Genomic DNA, 16,522 nt, shown 5'->3' on the forward strand with positions numbered 1-16,522 from the left:
TTCGTTGTGGGTGGCGGTTTAACGCCGGTTTAATTAGCCGTAGCGTTCGTTTTCTCGTTGTTGCATGGCGCGGTATTCGCGGGTGCTTGGGTAGCGCTGGTACCAGCTTTGGTGGTCGTCGGGGATGGCTTGGGTACCGTTTGCATATTGCTGGTGCAGGGCGTAGCGCTGGCTGGGTTGCATGGTGCTGAATACGGTGTGCTGGCCTGCGGGTGGCTCGGCGACAAGGGGCTGGGGAGCGCGCTGACGCAGTTGCTGTATGTTGCCCACCAGGGGAATGGTGGTGTCGCTGGTGTGTTGCATGGCGAGGTTGCCGCGACGTTCTGCGTGGACTTCTTCGAGTTTGTTTTCGAGGCGTTTGGCGCGGGCTGCGGCGCGCTTGTCGCGCGATTGTTCGACGTAGCTCATGGGCATGTAGTCGGTACGGTTGGCGTTCCATTCGGCTTTACTGATGAGGCGTTGGTCGGCAATGTCGTAGATCCATACCCATTGGGGGTCGTGGATGTCGAAGGCGACGGCGACTTCTTCGTCGTGGAATTCGGTTAGGTCGTGGCTGAAGTAGATGTTGTTCATCAGGCGCACTTCGCCGCGCCGCACGGTGCGTGTGACTTGGGGGCGGAATACGTGTGCGGCTTGTTCCTGGGTAAGGGTTTGCGCTTCCCAGCCTTGGTGTTGGTGCCATTGCCAGCATTCGTCTGGGGTCATGTTGCGACGGCGGCCTTGGGGGTCGGTGAATTTTGGCAGCGAGGCGTGGGGCTTGCTGTTGTAGTAGTTGATGCGGCTGTCGCAGAAGGCGATGAAGGTGTCCCAGGCGAGCAGGTGGGTTTTGCCGTTTTCTTTTAGGGCTTTGCGCGAGAGTTTGTGGTGCATGAGGGCTGCTTCGCGATCCATGTCTTTGCCGAGGTAGCCAGGCAGGGCTTTGGCGCCGTCGACCCAAAGGGTTTGGTGCACGCGTTCGATGACGCCGCGCGCTTGTGAGTTGTAGGGCAGGCTGTGGGTGACGTTGGCGCCGAGCCGGGCGAGTACGCCGGTGGATTGGTCTTTAAGCAGGGCGTTGCAGTAGCCGGAGCCGTTGTCGACATAGAGGATGGCGGGTATGGCTTTTTTGCAGCTGTCGATGAGGGCGTCGAGCACGGCTAGGCTGCTTTCGGCGAGGTCGACGCTGTAGCCGACGGCGCGACGGGTGGCGATGTCGATAAAGGTGGTGATTTCGGGCTTAAACGGGCGGCCGTGCAGGGGGTGGCTGACTTCGGTGTCGAAGGTGTGGCCGTCGGCACTGTAGATGTCGCCGGGTTGCAGTTGGTCGAAGGAGCGCCGCACGAAGGGCATGATGTTTTTAATTTCACGCGGCCCCATGCGGCCACGCTCGCGGGTGACGGTGCCGAGTTTTTTGAGCAGGCGGCGCACGGCGTGGATGCTGGGCGGCGCGTCGTTGTGTGGCCATTGGGCTATGAAGTTGCGGTAGGCGTGTTCGACGCTGGGTTTTTCGGGTAGCTGCCAGTGGGGCAGGAAGTCGTTGGCCCAGTCGGGAATGCTGAGCGGTTGTTTGCTTTTGGGGGCAAGGCTTTTGGTGCTGGGCGAGAGCCAGCGCTTTAGGCTCCTTACGCTGGGGTAGGGGCTGTTGCCTCGGCCGCGTCCGTCTTTGGCGAGCCGCAGGGCTTTGTCGAGCACGGGGTTTTGCTCAGCGAGGCTGCCAAGTGTGGCTTGTGAAAGTAGGGTGGTCATTGCGGCTTCTTTGGTAATGCCTTGGGCGTTCATGGCTTCGATGGCGTGTATAACGGTGGCTCTTGCGTCGGCGGCTTGGCGCTGGCGCTGGGTAAGGTTTTGCTCGGGTAGGGCGGGCGCGTGTTTGATAACGCGCTGCTGGTTGGTGGCCAGGAGGTCGCGGGCGACTTTGGCTTCCAGAGCTTTTTGGGCGTTTGCGGGCAGGCAGGCGATGTTGAATTCGCTACCGCCGCCTCGGCCAAGGCGTTTTTGTTGCTCCCAGCCTTCTTTTTGGGCGCGCCGGGTGATGGTGGAGTGGGCAACGCCGAGTGCATCGGCGATGTCGTGGGCGGTGAACCATTGTTTCATTCTGCCGCCTCCAGGCTGAGTTCGGGTTGTTGGTCTTTGGTGACGTTGCCGCGCTGGTGGGCGAGGTCTTCTATTAAGGTGGTGAGGGCGGTTATGACGTCTTGCTGTTCGCTTTTGCCGTGGTAGAAGGCAATAAGCTGGCCGATAACGGTGTGGGTGTAGACGCTGAGTTCGTTCAGTTCTTTGTGTTCAGCGCGCCGACCTGTGGGCATGTCGAGGGCGAGTTTGTTGGCGCTGTGGGCAATGTAGATGGAGAGAAAGTCGCACTGGCAGGCGTGCTCGAATGGGCGAATCATGACGGCTGGCATGCGGCCGGTTTCTAACCATTTGTAGAGGGTGTAGTGGCTTTCCAGGCCCATGAGTTCGGCGATGCGTTCAACGGACAGGTTGTGGATGTCGCGGGCGTACCGAATGCACAGTTCCATGGCGTGCCGAATGCTCTGGCCGCGTTGCCGTTTCCAATTGCGTTTGGTCATTGGGTGTTCCCTGAACGGTGTCCATCTAAAAAAATGTGCGCTGTGCCGCTATGCGAGCAGGACTGGGGGCGATAGGCTGGTGTCATGTCAGGCGCAGTTACGACGAGGGGTAATTTCGGTGATAGACTTAAACCCGCGTTTCTCCCCGTAACGGGTAGGCCATATGTCTTCGGGTTTCATGCCGAGAAAGTCGGCAATGATGCCTTCGGCCTTGGGGTAGGGTGCCCGGAATACGGTGTGTAGGCTGCGGTCATTCTCGTAGCCATGGTGCCGCGCAATCGCAGCCAGTGAGGTGCCTTGTTTTCGGATTGCCGCAAGTATGTCGTGGCGGTTCATGTCGCGAGGTGTGCTGGGTTGAGACTTGCGCATTTTTTTGGCCCTGAATTTACTGAGTTGTCGTGATGCGTTGTCACGCTGAGTTGTCAGGAAATTTAGCGCAGAAATACGTGCAATACAACCGAGAAAGCGTGCAAAACTAAGGAAAAGTGCGCAGAAATACGTATCTAATTGATAAGAAAAGGATTTTCTGAGTCATCTATAAGCACGCAAAGATGCGCGTTGCGCAAAAGAACGTGCCATATAAGGTTTGCATAAATGAATGGTTTGTCAGAGCGCCTAAAGTTAGTCCGCGACCATCTGGGTCTCAGTCAGGAGGAAATGGCTGCCCTAGTGGGCATGAAACGCCGGGGGTATCAGGATACAGAGCAGCGCGGCACGGCAAAGTCAGAGATGATAGCGAAGCTGGTGGAGGCCGGAATTAACGCCAACTGGCTGCTTTCAGGCGACGGCGCCATGTTGTTGGGCGACGCCGTGGCCCAGGAGGCGCCACAAGGCACGCGAAACTGTGCAGACGACTACCAGCCAGGGGACGACGAGTTCGCGTATATACCGCTCTACGATGCGCAGGTTAGCGCTGGGCATGGGGCGTCAATGGAAAATGCCAGGGTGCTGTCGCATCTGGCTTTTCGGCAGGACTGGCTTCAGGAGGCCGGTCTGAGCGCTGGCAACCTTTCGGCGGTGCAGGTTTCCGGGGATTCAATGCTGGGTGTGGTGGCCGACGGCGACACGGTGCTGGTGGATCATTCCCGCCGGGATGTCAGCCGAGAGGGGCTGTACGTGCTGCGCTTGGATGATCACCTCTATGTTAAACACCTGCAAAAAACGCTCGACGGCGTGAATATCATCAGCGCTAACAAGGTTTACAGCACAATTAGTGTGCCGCGTGATCGTTTAAATGACCTGGAAGTTATCGGCCGGGCAGTGTGGTCAGCAAGCTGGCTCGACTAAATGTGCCAATAATTGCGCCAATTCTTTAGCGGCGCGGGCAAGGTAACGCAAGCAGTGTTTCGGCTATCAAAAATGGCTGAAACGCTGTAACCCCGCGCCATCCGTCCCATTCAGCCCCGTCTAGTCCCGGTTAATCCCGCTTATATTCGGTGCCAATAACCTCGTTAACTCACAACTCCGTAGTGGTTGGCCGCGCTAAGACTTTACTTATGCGTTAGTTTGTGAACAAAGTTATTCCCAATAACCCCTTTAAAATTAATGGTTTACGCAATGTAAACAGTTAAATTGTTGATGCATTCTCATTCTCATCCCTGTTACTATCTCTGTGTAAAATTCGTACTACTGTTTCTAGGGGTAACAGCGGTGATTTCGCGATAGGGAAGCTGTTGAGCTTGGCACATTTGTCGAGTTCGGCACATTGCTATATCGATTCGCAGCTACTGGATGGTCGACAAGGAATACAAATGACTAAGCGTATGGTCGTAATGCTGGCAATCAGCGGCGTTGTTTTTGGTGGCGTGTTTGGTATGAAGTGGTTTGGCAACCAGATGATGAATGACTTCATCGATAATATGCCGACTCCGCCGGTGACTATTTCAAGCACTACGGTTACCCCGCAGCAGTGGGCTGCTCGTCTGAACGCGGTGGGTAGTTTGGTGGCGGTGAAGGGCGCCGACCTAACGGCTGAAGTTGACGGTACGATCACTAAAATTAGTTTTGAATCGGGGCAAAGCGTTGAGGCGGGCACCGAACTACTGAGTTTGGAATCGGTCGCCGAGCGCGGTGAGCTCGCTCGCTTGGAAGCGCAGGCAAAGCTTGCCGAGATTGAGCAGCGCCGGCGCGAAAAACTCTACAAGCGCGGAACGATTTCTAAGTCTGAATACGATACCGCGCTGGCAGAAACGAATGTGGCCAAGGCGGCTGTCGAGGCGCAGCGCGGACGTTTGAATTTAAAAACTCTGCGGGCGCCTTTTGCTGGCGAGCTGGGTATTCGTCGAGTTGCATTAGGTCAATACCTCCGCGCTGGTGACAAGATCGTTACCCTGCAATCTTTAGACCCCATCGAGCTGGATTTTTCACTGCCTGAAAAGCAGTTGGGCAAGGTGAACCCTGGCAGAACGATCGAGATCGTTGTCGACGCGTTGGGTGGCCGCCAGTTCAGTGGCGAGATTATCGCCGTGGAACCCAAAATTGATGCACAAACGCGTAACTTTGATGTGCGTGCGCGATTCGCCAATCCTGAAAAAGTGCTGAAACCGGGCTTGTTTGCAAAAGTTACGGTGAACCTGGGAGAGCCGACGCAGGTACTGGTTTTGCCAAAAACCGCTATTCAATACAGCTCTTACGGCGATTCCGTTTTCGTTATTCGTCAACAGGAAGGTGGCGACGCCGAGGCCCTGGATGTCATTCAACGCTTCGTTACCTTGGGAGAGGCTCGCGGTGATTTTATTGAAGTCATTTCAGGGGTTAAAGAAGGCGACGAAGTCGCCAGTACTGGGTTGTTAAAGCTGCGCAGTGGTCAGCCGGTTACGATTGATAACACGCTTCGTCCCGAGCCTAGCTTGATGCCTGCCCCCCCGCAGGGGTGATCGGCGATAAATAGCTTGATGGCCATAAAATAGGTTGATGGCCTCTAAAGAAGTTGATGACTCTCCCACGCCACTAACAAGGACAGGCGTCATGCATTTCACAGATATCTTTGTTAAACGACCCGTGTTGGCCATTGTGGTCAGCTTGGTGATCTTTCTACTGGGCTTGCGCGCAGCACAGGATTTGACCGTGCGTGAATACCCTGAAATTCAAAATGCGCGGATCAGTATCTCGGTGGTTTATCCGGGGGCAGACCCAGAGCTTGTCGAAGGTTTCATCACCACGCCGCTGGAGCGAGAGATAGCGTCAGCAGATGGTATTGATTTTCTTACCTCCAATTCTGCTCAGGGATTGTCCAGCATCTCGGCGAACCTGAAAATTGACAAGGACCCCAATGAGGCGCTGACCGAAATATCCGCAAAAGTGAATAAGCTGCGCAGCCAGCTACCGGAAGGCAGTGAGGACCCTGTTATTCAGTTAGCGGGTGCCGGTGACAACGCGGCGATGTACCTGTCGTTTTATTCCGAGACGCTGAGCAAAGCGCAAATTACTGATTATGTGGCGCGGGTTGTTGAACCGGAGCTATCTGCTCTTAGCGGTGTAGAGCGTGCAGTGATACTCGGCGGCAGGAATTACGCCATGCGGATCTGGTTTGACCCGGAACGTCTTGCGGCGCACAACATGACACCGGGCGAGGCCTTTTCAGCAGTTAAGCGGCAAAACGTTCTATCAGCCGTGGGAGAAACGAAAGGGCAGTACGTTAAAGTCGGCATTTCTGCAGATACAGATTTGAGCACAGTAGAGGCATTTAGAGACCTTGTGCTGCGCAGTGAAGGAACGCAGCTAGTGCGCTTGCGCGATGTCGCCGATGTGGTGTTCGGCGATGAGAGCTACGACTATGTGGCGCACTGGGATGCCGAGCCAGGCCTGTTTATCGGTATTGAGGTGCGCCCGGATGCGAACTTGCTCGACGTGACTGCGGAGATACGCGAAATGTGGCCGCGTATTCACCGCGCTTTGCCGGAGAGTATTGAGGCGAATATTTCCTATGACAGCACGGTCTATGTCAACGCGGCAATCAGCGATGTACAGGCAACACTGATCGAAGCGGTCATTATCGTTATTCTGGTCATCTTCTTGTTCCTGGGTTCACTGCGCAGCTCAATGATCCCGGCGGTGACTGTACCGCTGTCGCTGGTAGGCGCCCTATTTTTGATGTACTCGATGGGTTTCTCGATCAATCTGCTAACGCTATTGGCGATGGTCTTGGCCATCGGCATGGTGGTCGATGATGCGATTATCGTGCTGGAAAATATCCATCGTCATATTGAAGAGGGCATGGAGCCATCTAAGGCTGCCTTGGTCGGCGCGCGCGAGCTTCTGGGGCCGGTGATTGCGATGACAATTACCCTGGTGGCAGTGTATGCACCGATTGGTTTCTTAACCGGAATGACGGGAAAACTGTTTACCGAGTTCGCCTTTACCCTGGCGGGCGCGGTATTGATTTCCGGCGTTATTGCCCTGACGTTAACACCGATGATGTGCGCAAAAATACTGCAGTCGCACGATGAATCGGGTAGCAGTCGTCTGGAGCGTTTCCTAGATGAGAAGTTCGAGTACTGGCGCCAGGGCTATAAGCAACGACTCCACTCCGCGATGGATCAGGTCAATGTGATTGGCGTATTCGGTTTGGTGGTGCTGGTATCGTGTTATTTCCTCTACCAGAGCAGTGATAACGAATTGGCGCCGGCCGAAGACTTAGGCTTTGCTGGCGTCATTGCTGAGGGCGACGGCTATGCATCGCCAGAGTACTTTACCAATGCCTTTTTGGCCGCTCAGAATTTGGCGTTGGAGCACCCCAATGTGGATCATACGTTTGCCTTCACCATCTCAGAAAGTGGTGAAAGCAATAAAGGCTTTATCGGCTTGATTGGCACACCCTGGGACGCTCGGACCAAGACAATGGGGGATGTCGCTAACGACTTGAGTATGAGCATGGAGTCAGTGGCGCCGCTACGCCTGGCGACATTCCAGCCGCCACCGCTGCCAACTCCAGGGCAGGGCTATCCCGTGGAGTTTATTCTCAAGTCGACGGCTGAGCCGCAGCTGATGGCGGAAGTGGGCGATGAGCTGGTTAAGCGTGCGATGGCCAGTAAGCGCTTTTTCTACGTGGCCTCGCAGTTAAATTTCGATCGCCCCGAGGCCGAAATTATCGTCGACAGAGACAAGGCCGGTCTACTTGGCGTTGACATGCAAAGCCTGAGCTTAGATCTGAGTGCGATGATGGCGGGTGCAGAGGTGAATCGTTTTTCGTACATGGGGCGCTCGTACAAAGTCATTGCCCAGGTTGAGCGCGAGGAGCGCCTGAATCCTCAGCAATTGACCGGGTACTACACGCGTGCGGCAAGCGGCGACCTGATTCCAATCTCCACACTCGTCGAGGTTGTGCAGCGAACCAAGCCAAGATCAATACCCCATGCCCAGCAATTAAATGCGAATACGATTATTGCTGTGCCGCGCCCCGATGTTTCACAGGGCGAGGCGCTGGCCCTGCTTGAAGGTATTGCCAACGATATTATGCCCGCCAACTTTCAACTGGACTACGCGGGGAGCTCTCGGCAGTTCAAGCAAGAGGGCGGAGCATTGGTGGGAACCTTTGCCTTTGCCCTGCTGATTATTTACCTCGTCTTGGCGGCGCAATTCGAGTCTTTCCGGGACCCGCTGATCATTCTGGTGACCGTGCCTATGTCGGTATGTGGCGCGTTGCTGTGCATTAATATTTTTGCACTGACTAACGGTATGCAGCTGACAACGTTCCCCGGTATGACCCTGAATATCTATACCCAGGTTGGCCTAGTCACCCTGATTGGGGTGATCTCCAAACACGGTATCTTGATGGTGGATTTTGCAAACAGGTTGCAGGAGCAGGGCGTGTCCAAGCGCGAAGCCATAGAAGAGGCCGCGTCGATTCGTTTGCGTCCTATTCTGATGACCACGGCGGCGCTGGTGATGGCGATGTTGCCACTGCTGGTTGCCAGTGGTGCCGGTGCGGCATCGCGTTTTTCGCTAGGTATGGTTATCGCCTCGGGAATGAGCATCGGCACGCTGTTTACCTTGTTCGTTGTGCCGGCCATGTACCACTACATAGGGCGAGACCACCGCGCCACGTCTTCCGCTGAGGGTGGCGTACTGGCCGAAGCGGGGCGCGACGGGTATGATCGCGCCTTAATTGAAAAAGAGGGTGTGTCGTGATCAAGCACAACAGCTATTTTGACGAAAAAGTTCAGTCATTGGGTTTTGAAGGAAAATCCCAGCCGGTCTCGGTGGGTGTTATGGAAGCCGGTGAATACCGCTTTGGCACCGAAGCGGCGGAGCGCATGCAAGTCATTACTGGCGCGCTGGTTGTATTGCTTCCGGGTTCCAGCGATTGGCAGCGCTTTAGCGCCGGGCAATCTTTCGATGTACCGGCCAACAGCGCGTTTGATTTGAAAGTGGAAGAGACCAGTGCCTACGCGTGTTTTTATGGCTAATCGCACTTGGTGCTATGTATAGCGTCCGGAGCGGCTTTCAAGTGCTCGAAAAGTGTTTGAAAGTGCTCCTGGACACTGTGAATATTGATATCCGCCAGCCCGCTAGATAAGCCAAACCACACGTACAAGCCATTTAGGTCTCGAAACATAGGCGGCAGATAATGCGGCGCTTCAATGATGCCTTCCTGGCAATAGGGGTAGAGACGGGGGACGTCCTCCAGGGACACCTTGCCTACAAACAGCATCGGTAGTATTTCCGGCACGTCACTGAGGATCGCGCTGCGAATAAAGTTTACCGTTTCGACAAAGCCCCTGACGTAGCTCAAATCTTTGGTGAAACAGGCGCCGCCTTCCACCATTCCACCGCGGAATACCCGCTGGGCAATTTTGTAGCTTTCCTTGTTGCTGAGGCCCTGGCTAACAAAGTGCCGATATACATCGAGAAAGTCGCCCCCTTGTTCTGCGATATCGATGGCCACTACACGGTCGCTGATTTTTCGCGCGCGCCCGGGAAAAGAGCTAAACGTCAGTGTCTCGATAAGCACTGCTAAGCCCTCTTGGAGGGCAGTAATACGGGGAGAGCCGACGCTGAGCCAGCTGGCCCATGGCTGGCGGCGACCATTTAACGTGGTGCCGACATGCACCCAACCTTCGTGAACCTCCAAAACTTGTATATCGAGAAGGGAGAACTGCGCGTGGCGATTGATTTTGATGCAGTCGCCCCCGGCTGAGGCATCAGACACGATGCCATCTGTTTCCCGAACGGTGAAAGCGGTATCTGGAAAAAAGGGCTTGAGTCGTTGGGAGAGCATTTCCACTGCGCCAGTCGCATCGATGACCTTGGGGTAGGGGGATGCAAGATGGTGGGCGGCGGGAAGGGAAAAAATGCTGCACAAGCGCTTACCCATGTCGATAAGCGGCAGGCTGTCACCCCGCAGACGATCGCGTGCGGAGCCATAAAGCCGCCGGCTGGCGGTCAGGAATGCCTTTTGGCCACGGTGCTCCAGTAGGTCAACCACGCTGCGGTACTGTTCGGCGGTTTGCCAAAGAATTTGGCCGAGGGCATCGCCGTGTCCCAGGGCACTATCGAGCCGTTGTTGGAAGTTTTTCAGTTGTGCATCAATCTCTGCCGCGTTAAAACTGAGAGGGTTGTTGCGCAGGTAGTCTTCACGGCACACGGTCGGCAGCGCGTTGGCGCCGTTCTCAAAAAAACGTTTCTCCACATCATGGGGCCACTTGATCGCATCGAGTATCAATATTGGCTTTTGAATGCGGATCAGCTCATCCGAGCGCGCGCGCAGCGCTGTTTTATAACTTGTGGCGTCTGATGTCATCACAGCCTCATTTTTGTAGCGTTAATATGCAGCGTAGACGACGTTTGCCAAAGCTTGCCATGTTGCTGAATTGTTCAAGTGATATTGGCACGCGGTGGTATTCAATCTCAGACTGCCAGTGGCCCTTGCTGCTGTCTAAGGATTGGCCACGACAGGTGTTGCTGTCGGGGTCATTGATATACACCGTATTTTCCTCTCCTCGGTACACATATACCCAGTGAGGCATGCGTTGGCGGTCGAGTGCCCACGTGCTGATCAGTGCGATAACGTGACGGTTTTCAATCAATAGCGACTGCAGGGCCGGTGTGTCGAGCTTATTGACCCGAATATCCGCCTTATAGTCCGTCAACTGCGCCATAAAATCGTCGTGAACCAGCTGCATAAGCTGGCGCTTGGAGGGCGAGCGAACGCTGTCGATGAAGGCGGGGGCCGTATCGCTAATAAAGAGCGTGGCGTTAAATTTTCGGCGCAGCGCCGCCAACATTAAGCCTTGTGGTGTGCAGCCACCGTGACCGCTACCCATATAGATGCTGGTGGCTTCCCGCCAGATTTGCAGCTCCTCGCGCCGGGAAAAGGGCGATGCCGGATCCAGGTCTCGCATGGCCATCATCAAGCTGGCGGGGCCGCAGGTAAAACCCGTGGTCTGCCGGTAGTAGTGGGGTGAGTGCGCGCGGCGCTGCGCGGGTGTTAGCAGTCGCTTTTCCATACGTACGGCACTGCAACCATCGGCGTAGTAGTCACTGACATGGCCAAAAGTGCGGTAGCCACGGCGGTTGTACAGGGAAATTGCGGCGGCATTGTCCTCTCTGACTTCAAGGCGAAGAAAAACACTTTGCCTGTCGCGGGCGAGTTGTTCTGCTGCGTCGAGTAATAACATCGCGACGCCTTTACCGCGTTGGTCGGGGGCGACGGCGAGTGAGTAAAGCCGGGACAGAAGGGTGCCACGGCGAAACAGTAGCAATGCATAGCCCAACAGTTTGTCAGCTTCACGACAGACGAGCAATTGGTGGGCGCCGTGGCGGATGAACGCTTTAAAGCTGCGCTGGGAGATCCGGTCACTACTAAAGCAGTGTCGTTCCAGCTCGACCAGTGCCGGCAAATCTATGGGGCTAGCGGGGCGAATACACGGCGACATGGGGCAGACTCGACAAATACCGCAGATGGCGGCGCATGTGCGGATCATACTGCGCATTATTTGCCGTCTACAACATAAAATAGTGCTTGTTTCGCTGTTGCACTGGTCGCAGAATGCCGCAGCTTTTGCCACCGCATAGACGGTCGCTGATCCCGCATGGGGAGAGCATTTTGGGAGCATGGAGCCGATGTCCCGTTTAGTTATTGTTGTCGATGATGTGCGCGACTGGGGGCCTTATTATCCCAGCCATTCGGTCATCAGTTTCGATGATTATCTTTGTCTTGGAACGACTCGCGAGCGCGTCAGGGTCGTTAATCTGTGCCGGAACTACCGCTATCTCGGTAGCGGCTACTATTGCTCGCTGTTGGCTGAAGCCCGCGGGCATCATGTTATTCCATCGCTGAAAACCCTGACGGAATTGTCGGCAAAGCCGCTGTCGTCTATTCAGTGGCAGGGCATGTTGCCGACGCTTGCCGCGCTTGCACCGGGGCAGCCGGGCGAGGTGAAACAGTTGCGATGCTGGTTCGGCGAGACTTTGGAGCCAGAATATGCCGACCTTGCGCGCTCGGCATTCCAACATTTTCCCTGCCCGATTCTTGAGCTGCGCATGGTGTATCGCCAGGGTTGGCGTATGGATAAATTACAGGCCGCGTCGCTGCGGGCCTTGTCGTCGAGCACTGAGCAAGACAGCTTCGCGGCGTGCTTTGAGCGCTTTAGTCAAAAACTATGGCGGCCGGCACCCGCGCAAAAGCGTTTCCGCTATGACCTGGCGATTCTGGTCGATACCGAGGAGGCGATGCCGCCTAGCGACGGCGCCGCCCTGCGGAAATTTATCCGTGTCGCGGAAAAATACGGTATCTGTGCGGAGCTGATTGGAAGAGCGGATTATTCGCGGCTGGCAGAGTACGACGGTTTGTTTATCCGCACCACAACGTCGGTAGCGAACATCAGTTACCGCTTTGCCAAACGCGCGGAAGCGGAAGGCCTAGTGGTTATCGATGACTCTCAGTCGATCTTACGATGCACGAACAAGATCTATATTGCTGATTTACTAAAGCGGAACGCGGTTGCTGTACCGAAGACGGAGTATTTGCGAAGTGGCAGTGAGTCGGAAGCGCAGCGCTTGATAGACGCACTTGGCTTACCCCTGGTGTTAAAGGTGCCCGATGGTGCGTTCTCTAAAGGGGTGGTTAAAGTCGACAGCCTGGCAGCGCTGTGTGCGGAAGCGCAGCGACTACTGGATAAGTCGGCGCTGCTTCTTGCGCAGGAGTTTATGTATACCGAATACGACTGGCGTATTGGGGTATTAGACGGCCAACCGTTATTTGCTTGTCGTTATTACATGGTGAAAAAACACTGGCAGATTTACCGTCACGGCAAGCGAAGCCAATCAGGTGGATTTGATGCGGTGCCGATCAGTGATGTCCCAGCCGACGTATTGCGTGCAGCGGTCAGTGCCTGTCAGCTTATTGGCAACAGTTTTTATGGTGTGGATATCAAGCAGCAGGGAAGTCGGGTGGTGGTCATTGAGGTCAATGATAATCCCAGCATAGACAGCGGGGTAGAGGATAAGCTACTCGGCGACTCGCTTTACGCGGCAGTTATTGGGGTGTTTTTACGGCGAATGGAAAGACGAGGGCTTGCGGCGACTAAGTAGTGATAAGGGCATCTCTCGATGCCCTTTTTGCTTCGCGCCTTAGTAGCCACACAGTGAGGCATAGCGGTCGCGATGGAAGCCGCTGTGCCCCAATAGTTGGGTCGCTACGCGAGAGCGTTTCAGGAAAAAGCCGATTTCGAGCTCGTCCGTCACACCGATGCCACCGTGCATCTGCACAGCCTCGTTTGTTACCAGCTCGAAAACGTCATTCATACGCGCTTTGGCTAAGCTGGCAAGCTGAGGCAAGTCCGCACGCTTGTCATCAATGGCAGAGAAGGCATCAAAGAGCACCGATTTTGCCAATTCAAGCTCGATATACATCAGCGATGCGCGATGCTGCAGGGCTTGAAAACTGCCAATTTTTACGCCGAACTGGTCACGCTCTTTTAAATACTCCACGGTGCGCTCAAAGCATTCGAGCGCGCCACCGAGCATCTCTGCTGCTAGGCAAACGCGGCCGCGATCAAGTACCGCCTCCAGAACTGGCCAGGCCTGGCCCAGCTCGCCGATAAGCGCATCGGCTGAGACGTCCACGTTATCGAAACTGAGGGCAGCAGCGCCGCGGCTATCGACCATTTTACGGCGCTGACGAGTTAGCCCTTTGGCATCGCCGTCTACGAGAAACAGGCTCAAGCCATCAGCGCTACCGGCTGTTCCGCTGGTGCGCGCAACCACGACCAGCTTATCTGCACTGTGCCCGTCGACAACGAAACTTTTATTGCCATTCAGGCGGAAACCGCCGTCGTGGGCTTCTGCCGCCATTGCGGTATCGAGTGGTGCGTGGTGGTGCCCCTCTTCGAGGGCGAGAGCGAGGGTGAGCTCGCCGCTGGCAACCTTGGGAAGCAACGAGGATTTTTGCTCTTCATTGCCGCCCAGCAGAATTGCCGACGCGCCGAGCACAACGGTGCTTAGCAGGGGGGATGCGGCCAGCGTACGGCCACTTTCTTCGATGATTGCGCCCAGGCCCATAAAGCCAAAATCCAGGCCATCGTACTGCTCGGGCAGGACAATGCTGGCCCAGCCGAGTTCACACATTTGCTGCCATTGCTGCTGGGAGTAGCCGGTTGGATCGTCACTGTCGCGCAACGTGCGCAGCGCTTCTACCGGCATGTTTTCGCTCAAAAAATCCTTGGCGGTGTCCTTGAGCAGGCGTTGTTCTTCATTAAGTACCAGTGCCATGTTGGGCTCCCTTAATTACTGCTGAGGCAAGCCAAGGACACGCTTGGCAATAATATTGAGTTGCACTTCTGATGTGCCACCGGCAATAGAGAGTGCTTTTGAGAACAGCCAGCCGCGCGTCGTCAGCTTTTCGTCTTCGTTAAAGCCGTCGCCGTCCCAACCGAGTGCCTGGTGACCAAGCAGCGCGAGTAACAGTTCTTCTTTGCGCTTACCTTCTTCCGTACCCACGTACTTCATAATGAGCGGTACATTGCTGTCGGCCTGGCCGCTCATGCGCTCTTCAAAGGTGCGGAAATGCGTCAGGCCAATGGCGCGGTAAGCCATTTCATGGCGCACCAGCTGGTCGCGTAGCGCCGCATCTTTGAGCTTGCCGTTTTCATCTGTGCCGACATATTCCAGAGCCGCTTGAACGGGGCCAAAGCTGGGGCCAGGGGTATCGCCACCGATTTCTGACATCAGCTTGCGCTCGTGCTTGAGCAGCGCTTTGGCAACCGACCAGCCCTTGTTCAGTTCGCCAATCAAGTTGGCCTTGGGCACTTTCACATTGTCAAAGAAGGTTTGGCAAAACTCGGATTCGCCGCTGATCAACTCAATCGGTGTTGTGGTGACACCCGGATCATCCATGTCGATGAGTAGGAAGCTGATGCCTTCTTGTTTTTTTGCGTCTGGGTCTGTGCGGACCAGGCAGAAAATCCAGTCTGCTTTGTCGGCATTGGTTGTCCAGATTTTCGAGCCGTTGACCAAAAAGTGGTCGCCCATATCTTCGGCGCGGGTTTGCAGGCTGGCCAAATCGGAGCCAGCGCCGGGTTCTGAGTAGCCCTGGCACCAGCGCACGTCGCCGCGCGCAATTTTGGGAATGTGTTCCTGCTTTTGCTCGTCGTTACCAAACTCGAGTACGGCGGGCCCAAGCATCCAAATGCCGAGGTCAAAAAGCGGGGTGCGGCAACCCAGTGCCTTCATTTCTTCTTTCAGGACTTTGGCTTGGCGCTCATCGAGGCCGCCACCGCCCAATTCGCTGGGCCATTCGGGTACTGTCCAGCCTTTGTCGCGCATGCGCTCAAACCACAGCTTTGCATCGTCGCTGGGGAACTGTTTGTTTTTGCCCGCCCACACTTGTTCTTCGCGGGTAATTGGCAGGCGCTGTGAGGCGGGACAGTTGTCCTCCAGCCACTGTCTGACTTCGAGGCGGAATTGGTCGAGATCGGCCACGTCGCTCTCCTATTTTATTGGGAATATGGCAGTGCCGCGGCAGCCGTGCCGGGCGGTTTCAATGGTTGCTCAGCTTAGCGAAAGGCAGGCGCAAGGCAAGAGCCAAACGCGTCATGCCGACTGACATATTGGGTCACTAATTTCATTTGCTTCTCCTACTTTTGGGTGTTTACGCCAACGCGACAGTTGCCGATGCTTGTCGGTTAGCCGTTGGCGCAGCGATACTGAGCGGCGAGTTCATTGAAAATAATTAGGAATAGCTATGACTCGATTTGAGAACAAGGTGGTAATGGTGACTGGTGCGGCGTCGGGGATTGGCCGTGCGGCAGCCCTCAGGGTGGCATCGGAGGGCGGCAAGGTCTTTTGTACGGATATTAACGAAGAAGCCTTGGAAGAACTGGTAGCGGACATTCAACAACAGGGCGGGGAAGCCATCGCACAGCGGTTTGATATTTCCGCCGAGGGCGCCGCCGAGGACTGCCTCGCCAGTTTGATCGCGCAATGGGGAAGGCTGGATGCACTGGTTAATATGGCCGGTATTTTGCGTTTTTGTAATGCCCACGAGACGCCCCTGGAGGTGTGGCAGAAAATCATCGCGGTAAACCTGACCGGGACCTTTATGCTGTGCAAAGCGGTATTGCCTGAGTTGCTCAAAACGAAGGGGGCGATTGTGAATGCCGCCTCAACGGCGTCGCTGCAGGGGTTGCCCTGGGGCGTTGCCTACGGTGCAAGCAAAGGCGGCGTGCTGGCGATGACCCGCAGTATTGCTGTGGAGTATGCAAAGCGCGGTGTCAGGGCGAACTGTGTGTGCCCCGGTGACATTAACACGGGGATGGTGGAAGGCCTGAGCTTCCCCGAGGATGCCGACTTTGACCTCCTGAACCGAATTACCTCGCTGAGCGGCGCGAAGGGGCCGGAAGTGGTGGCTGGCGCTATCGCATTGTTGGCCAGTGATGACGGTATTCATATTACCGGTGAAGAAATACGGGTAGATGGCGGTATTCTTGCGTGATTTTGCCGACAAATCGCCTTGTGTGGTGGGCCGCTGCTGT

General features: G+C 55.6%; 13 protein-coding genes. 6 read left to right on the plus strand and 7 right to left on the minus strand.

What is annotated here, in order from left to right:
* Window positions 1-33: 33 nt before the first annotated feature.
* From B3K78_RS07890 to B3K78_RS07900, 3 genes are all read right to left on the minus strand, one after another.
* Window positions 34-2,073, minus strand: coding sequence for a Mu transposase C-terminal domain-containing protein (locus B3K78_RS07890; protein WP_286695012.1), 2,040 nt, complete (start codon window positions 2,071-2,073; stop codon window positions 34-36).
* Window positions 2,070-2,549: a hypothetical protein gene (locus B3K78_RS07895; protein ID WP_286695013.1), complete on the minus strand. Its 480-nt coding sequence runs from the start codon at window positions 2,547-2,549 to the stop codon at window positions 2,070-2,072. The genes B3K78_RS07890 and B3K78_RS07895 overlap by 4 nt, the downstream gene beginning before the upstream one ends.
* An 87-nt stretch (window positions 2,550-2,636) precedes the next feature.
* Window positions 2,637-2,918 carry a helix-turn-helix domain-containing protein gene (locus B3K78_RS07900; RefSeq protein ID WP_286695014.1) on the minus strand — a complete coding sequence of 94 codons (282 nt, stop codon included), beginning with the start codon at window positions 2,916-2,918 and terminating at the stop codon, window positions 2,637-2,639.
* Window positions 2,919-3,143: 225 nt separating this feature from the next.
* On the opposite strand from B3K78_RS07900, the gene B3K78_RS07905 reads away from it, so the two are divergent.
* From B3K78_RS07905 to ppnP, 4 genes are all read left to right on the plus strand, one after another.
* Window positions 3,144-3,836: an XRE family transcriptional regulator gene (locus B3K78_RS07905; protein ID WP_286695015.1), complete on the plus strand. Its 693-nt coding sequence runs from the start codon at window positions 3,144-3,146 to the stop codon at window positions 3,834-3,836.
* A 464-nt stretch (window positions 3,837-4,300) separates the two neighbouring features.
* A complete protein-coding gene (locus B3K78_RS07910) occupies window positions 4,301-5,425 on the plus strand; it encodes an efflux RND transporter periplasmic adaptor subunit (RefSeq protein ID WP_286695016.1) in 1,125 nt (374 codons plus the stop codon).
* Window positions 5,426-5,516: 91 nt separating this feature from the next.
* Window positions 5,517-8,678, plus strand: coding sequence for an efflux RND transporter permease subunit (locus B3K78_RS07915; protein ID WP_286695017.1), 3,162 nt, complete (start codon window positions 5,517-5,519; stop codon window positions 8,676-8,678).
* Window positions 8,675-8,956, plus strand: coding sequence for a pyrimidine/purine nucleoside phosphorylase (gene ppnP / locus B3K78_RS07920; RefSeq protein ID WP_027872718.1), 282 nt, complete (start codon window positions 8,675-8,677; stop codon window positions 8,954-8,956). The genes B3K78_RS07915 and ppnP overlap by 4 nt, the downstream gene beginning before the upstream one ends.
* Here ppnP and B3K78_RS07925 read toward each other — a convergent pair.
* Together B3K78_RS07925 and B3K78_RS07930 are read right to left on the minus strand one after the other, a co-directional pair.
* Window positions 8,953-10,290: a flavohemoglobin expression-modulating QEGLA motif protein gene (locus tag B3K78_RS07925; RefSeq protein WP_286695018.1), complete on the minus strand. Its 1,338-nt coding sequence runs from the start codon at window positions 10,288-10,290 to the stop codon at window positions 8,953-8,955. The two genes, ppnP and B3K78_RS07925, sit on opposite strands and share 4 nt — an antisense overlap.
* Before the next feature lie 7 nt (window positions 10,291-10,297).
* Window positions 10,298-11,482 (minus strand): GNAT family N-acetyltransferase/peptidase C39 family protein, encoded by a 1,185-nt coding sequence (locus tag B3K78_RS07930; protein ID WP_286695019.1) that lies wholly within the window; start codon window positions 11,480-11,482, stop codon window positions 10,298-10,300.
* Window positions 11,483-11,612: 130 nt separating this feature from the next.
* Between B3K78_RS07930 and B3K78_RS07935 the strand changes: the two genes are divergently transcribed.
* Entirely contained in the window at window positions 11,613-13,082 is a 1,470-nt protein-coding gene (locus B3K78_RS07935; protein WP_286695020.1) for a RimK family ATP-grasp domain-containing protein, read from the plus strand.
* Between the two features lie 39 nt (window positions 13,083-13,121).
* Here B3K78_RS07935 and B3K78_RS07940 read toward each other — a convergent pair whose 3' ends face one another.
* Window positions 13,122-14,261 carry an acyl-CoA dehydrogenase family protein gene (locus tag B3K78_RS07940; protein ID WP_286695021.1) on the minus strand — a complete coding sequence of 380 codons (1,140 nt, stop codon included), beginning with the start codon at window positions 14,259-14,261 and terminating at the stop codon, window positions 13,122-13,124.
* A gap of 15 nt (window positions 14,262-14,276) precedes the next feature.
* On the minus strand, window positions 14,277-15,470 hold the full coding sequence (locus tag B3K78_RS07945) for an acyl-CoA dehydrogenase family protein (protein ID WP_027872714.1): 1,194 nt from the start codon (window positions 15,468-15,470) through the stop codon (window positions 14,277-14,279).
* Window positions 15,471-15,732: 262 nt separating this feature from the next.
* On the opposite strand from B3K78_RS07945, the gene B3K78_RS07950 reads away from it, so the two are divergent.
* Window positions 15,733-16,482: an SDR family NAD(P)-dependent oxidoreductase gene (locus B3K78_RS07950; RefSeq protein ID WP_286695022.1), complete on the plus strand. Its 750-nt coding sequence runs from the start codon at window positions 15,733-15,735 to the stop codon at window positions 16,480-16,482.
* Window positions 16,483-16,522: the final 40 nt, after the last annotated feature.

This window comes from Spongiibacter sp. UBA1325, assembly GCF_002306875.1.
Lineage (GTDB): Bacteria > Pseudomonadota > Gammaproteobacteria > Pseudomonadales > Spongiibacteraceae > Spongiibacter > Spongiibacter marinus.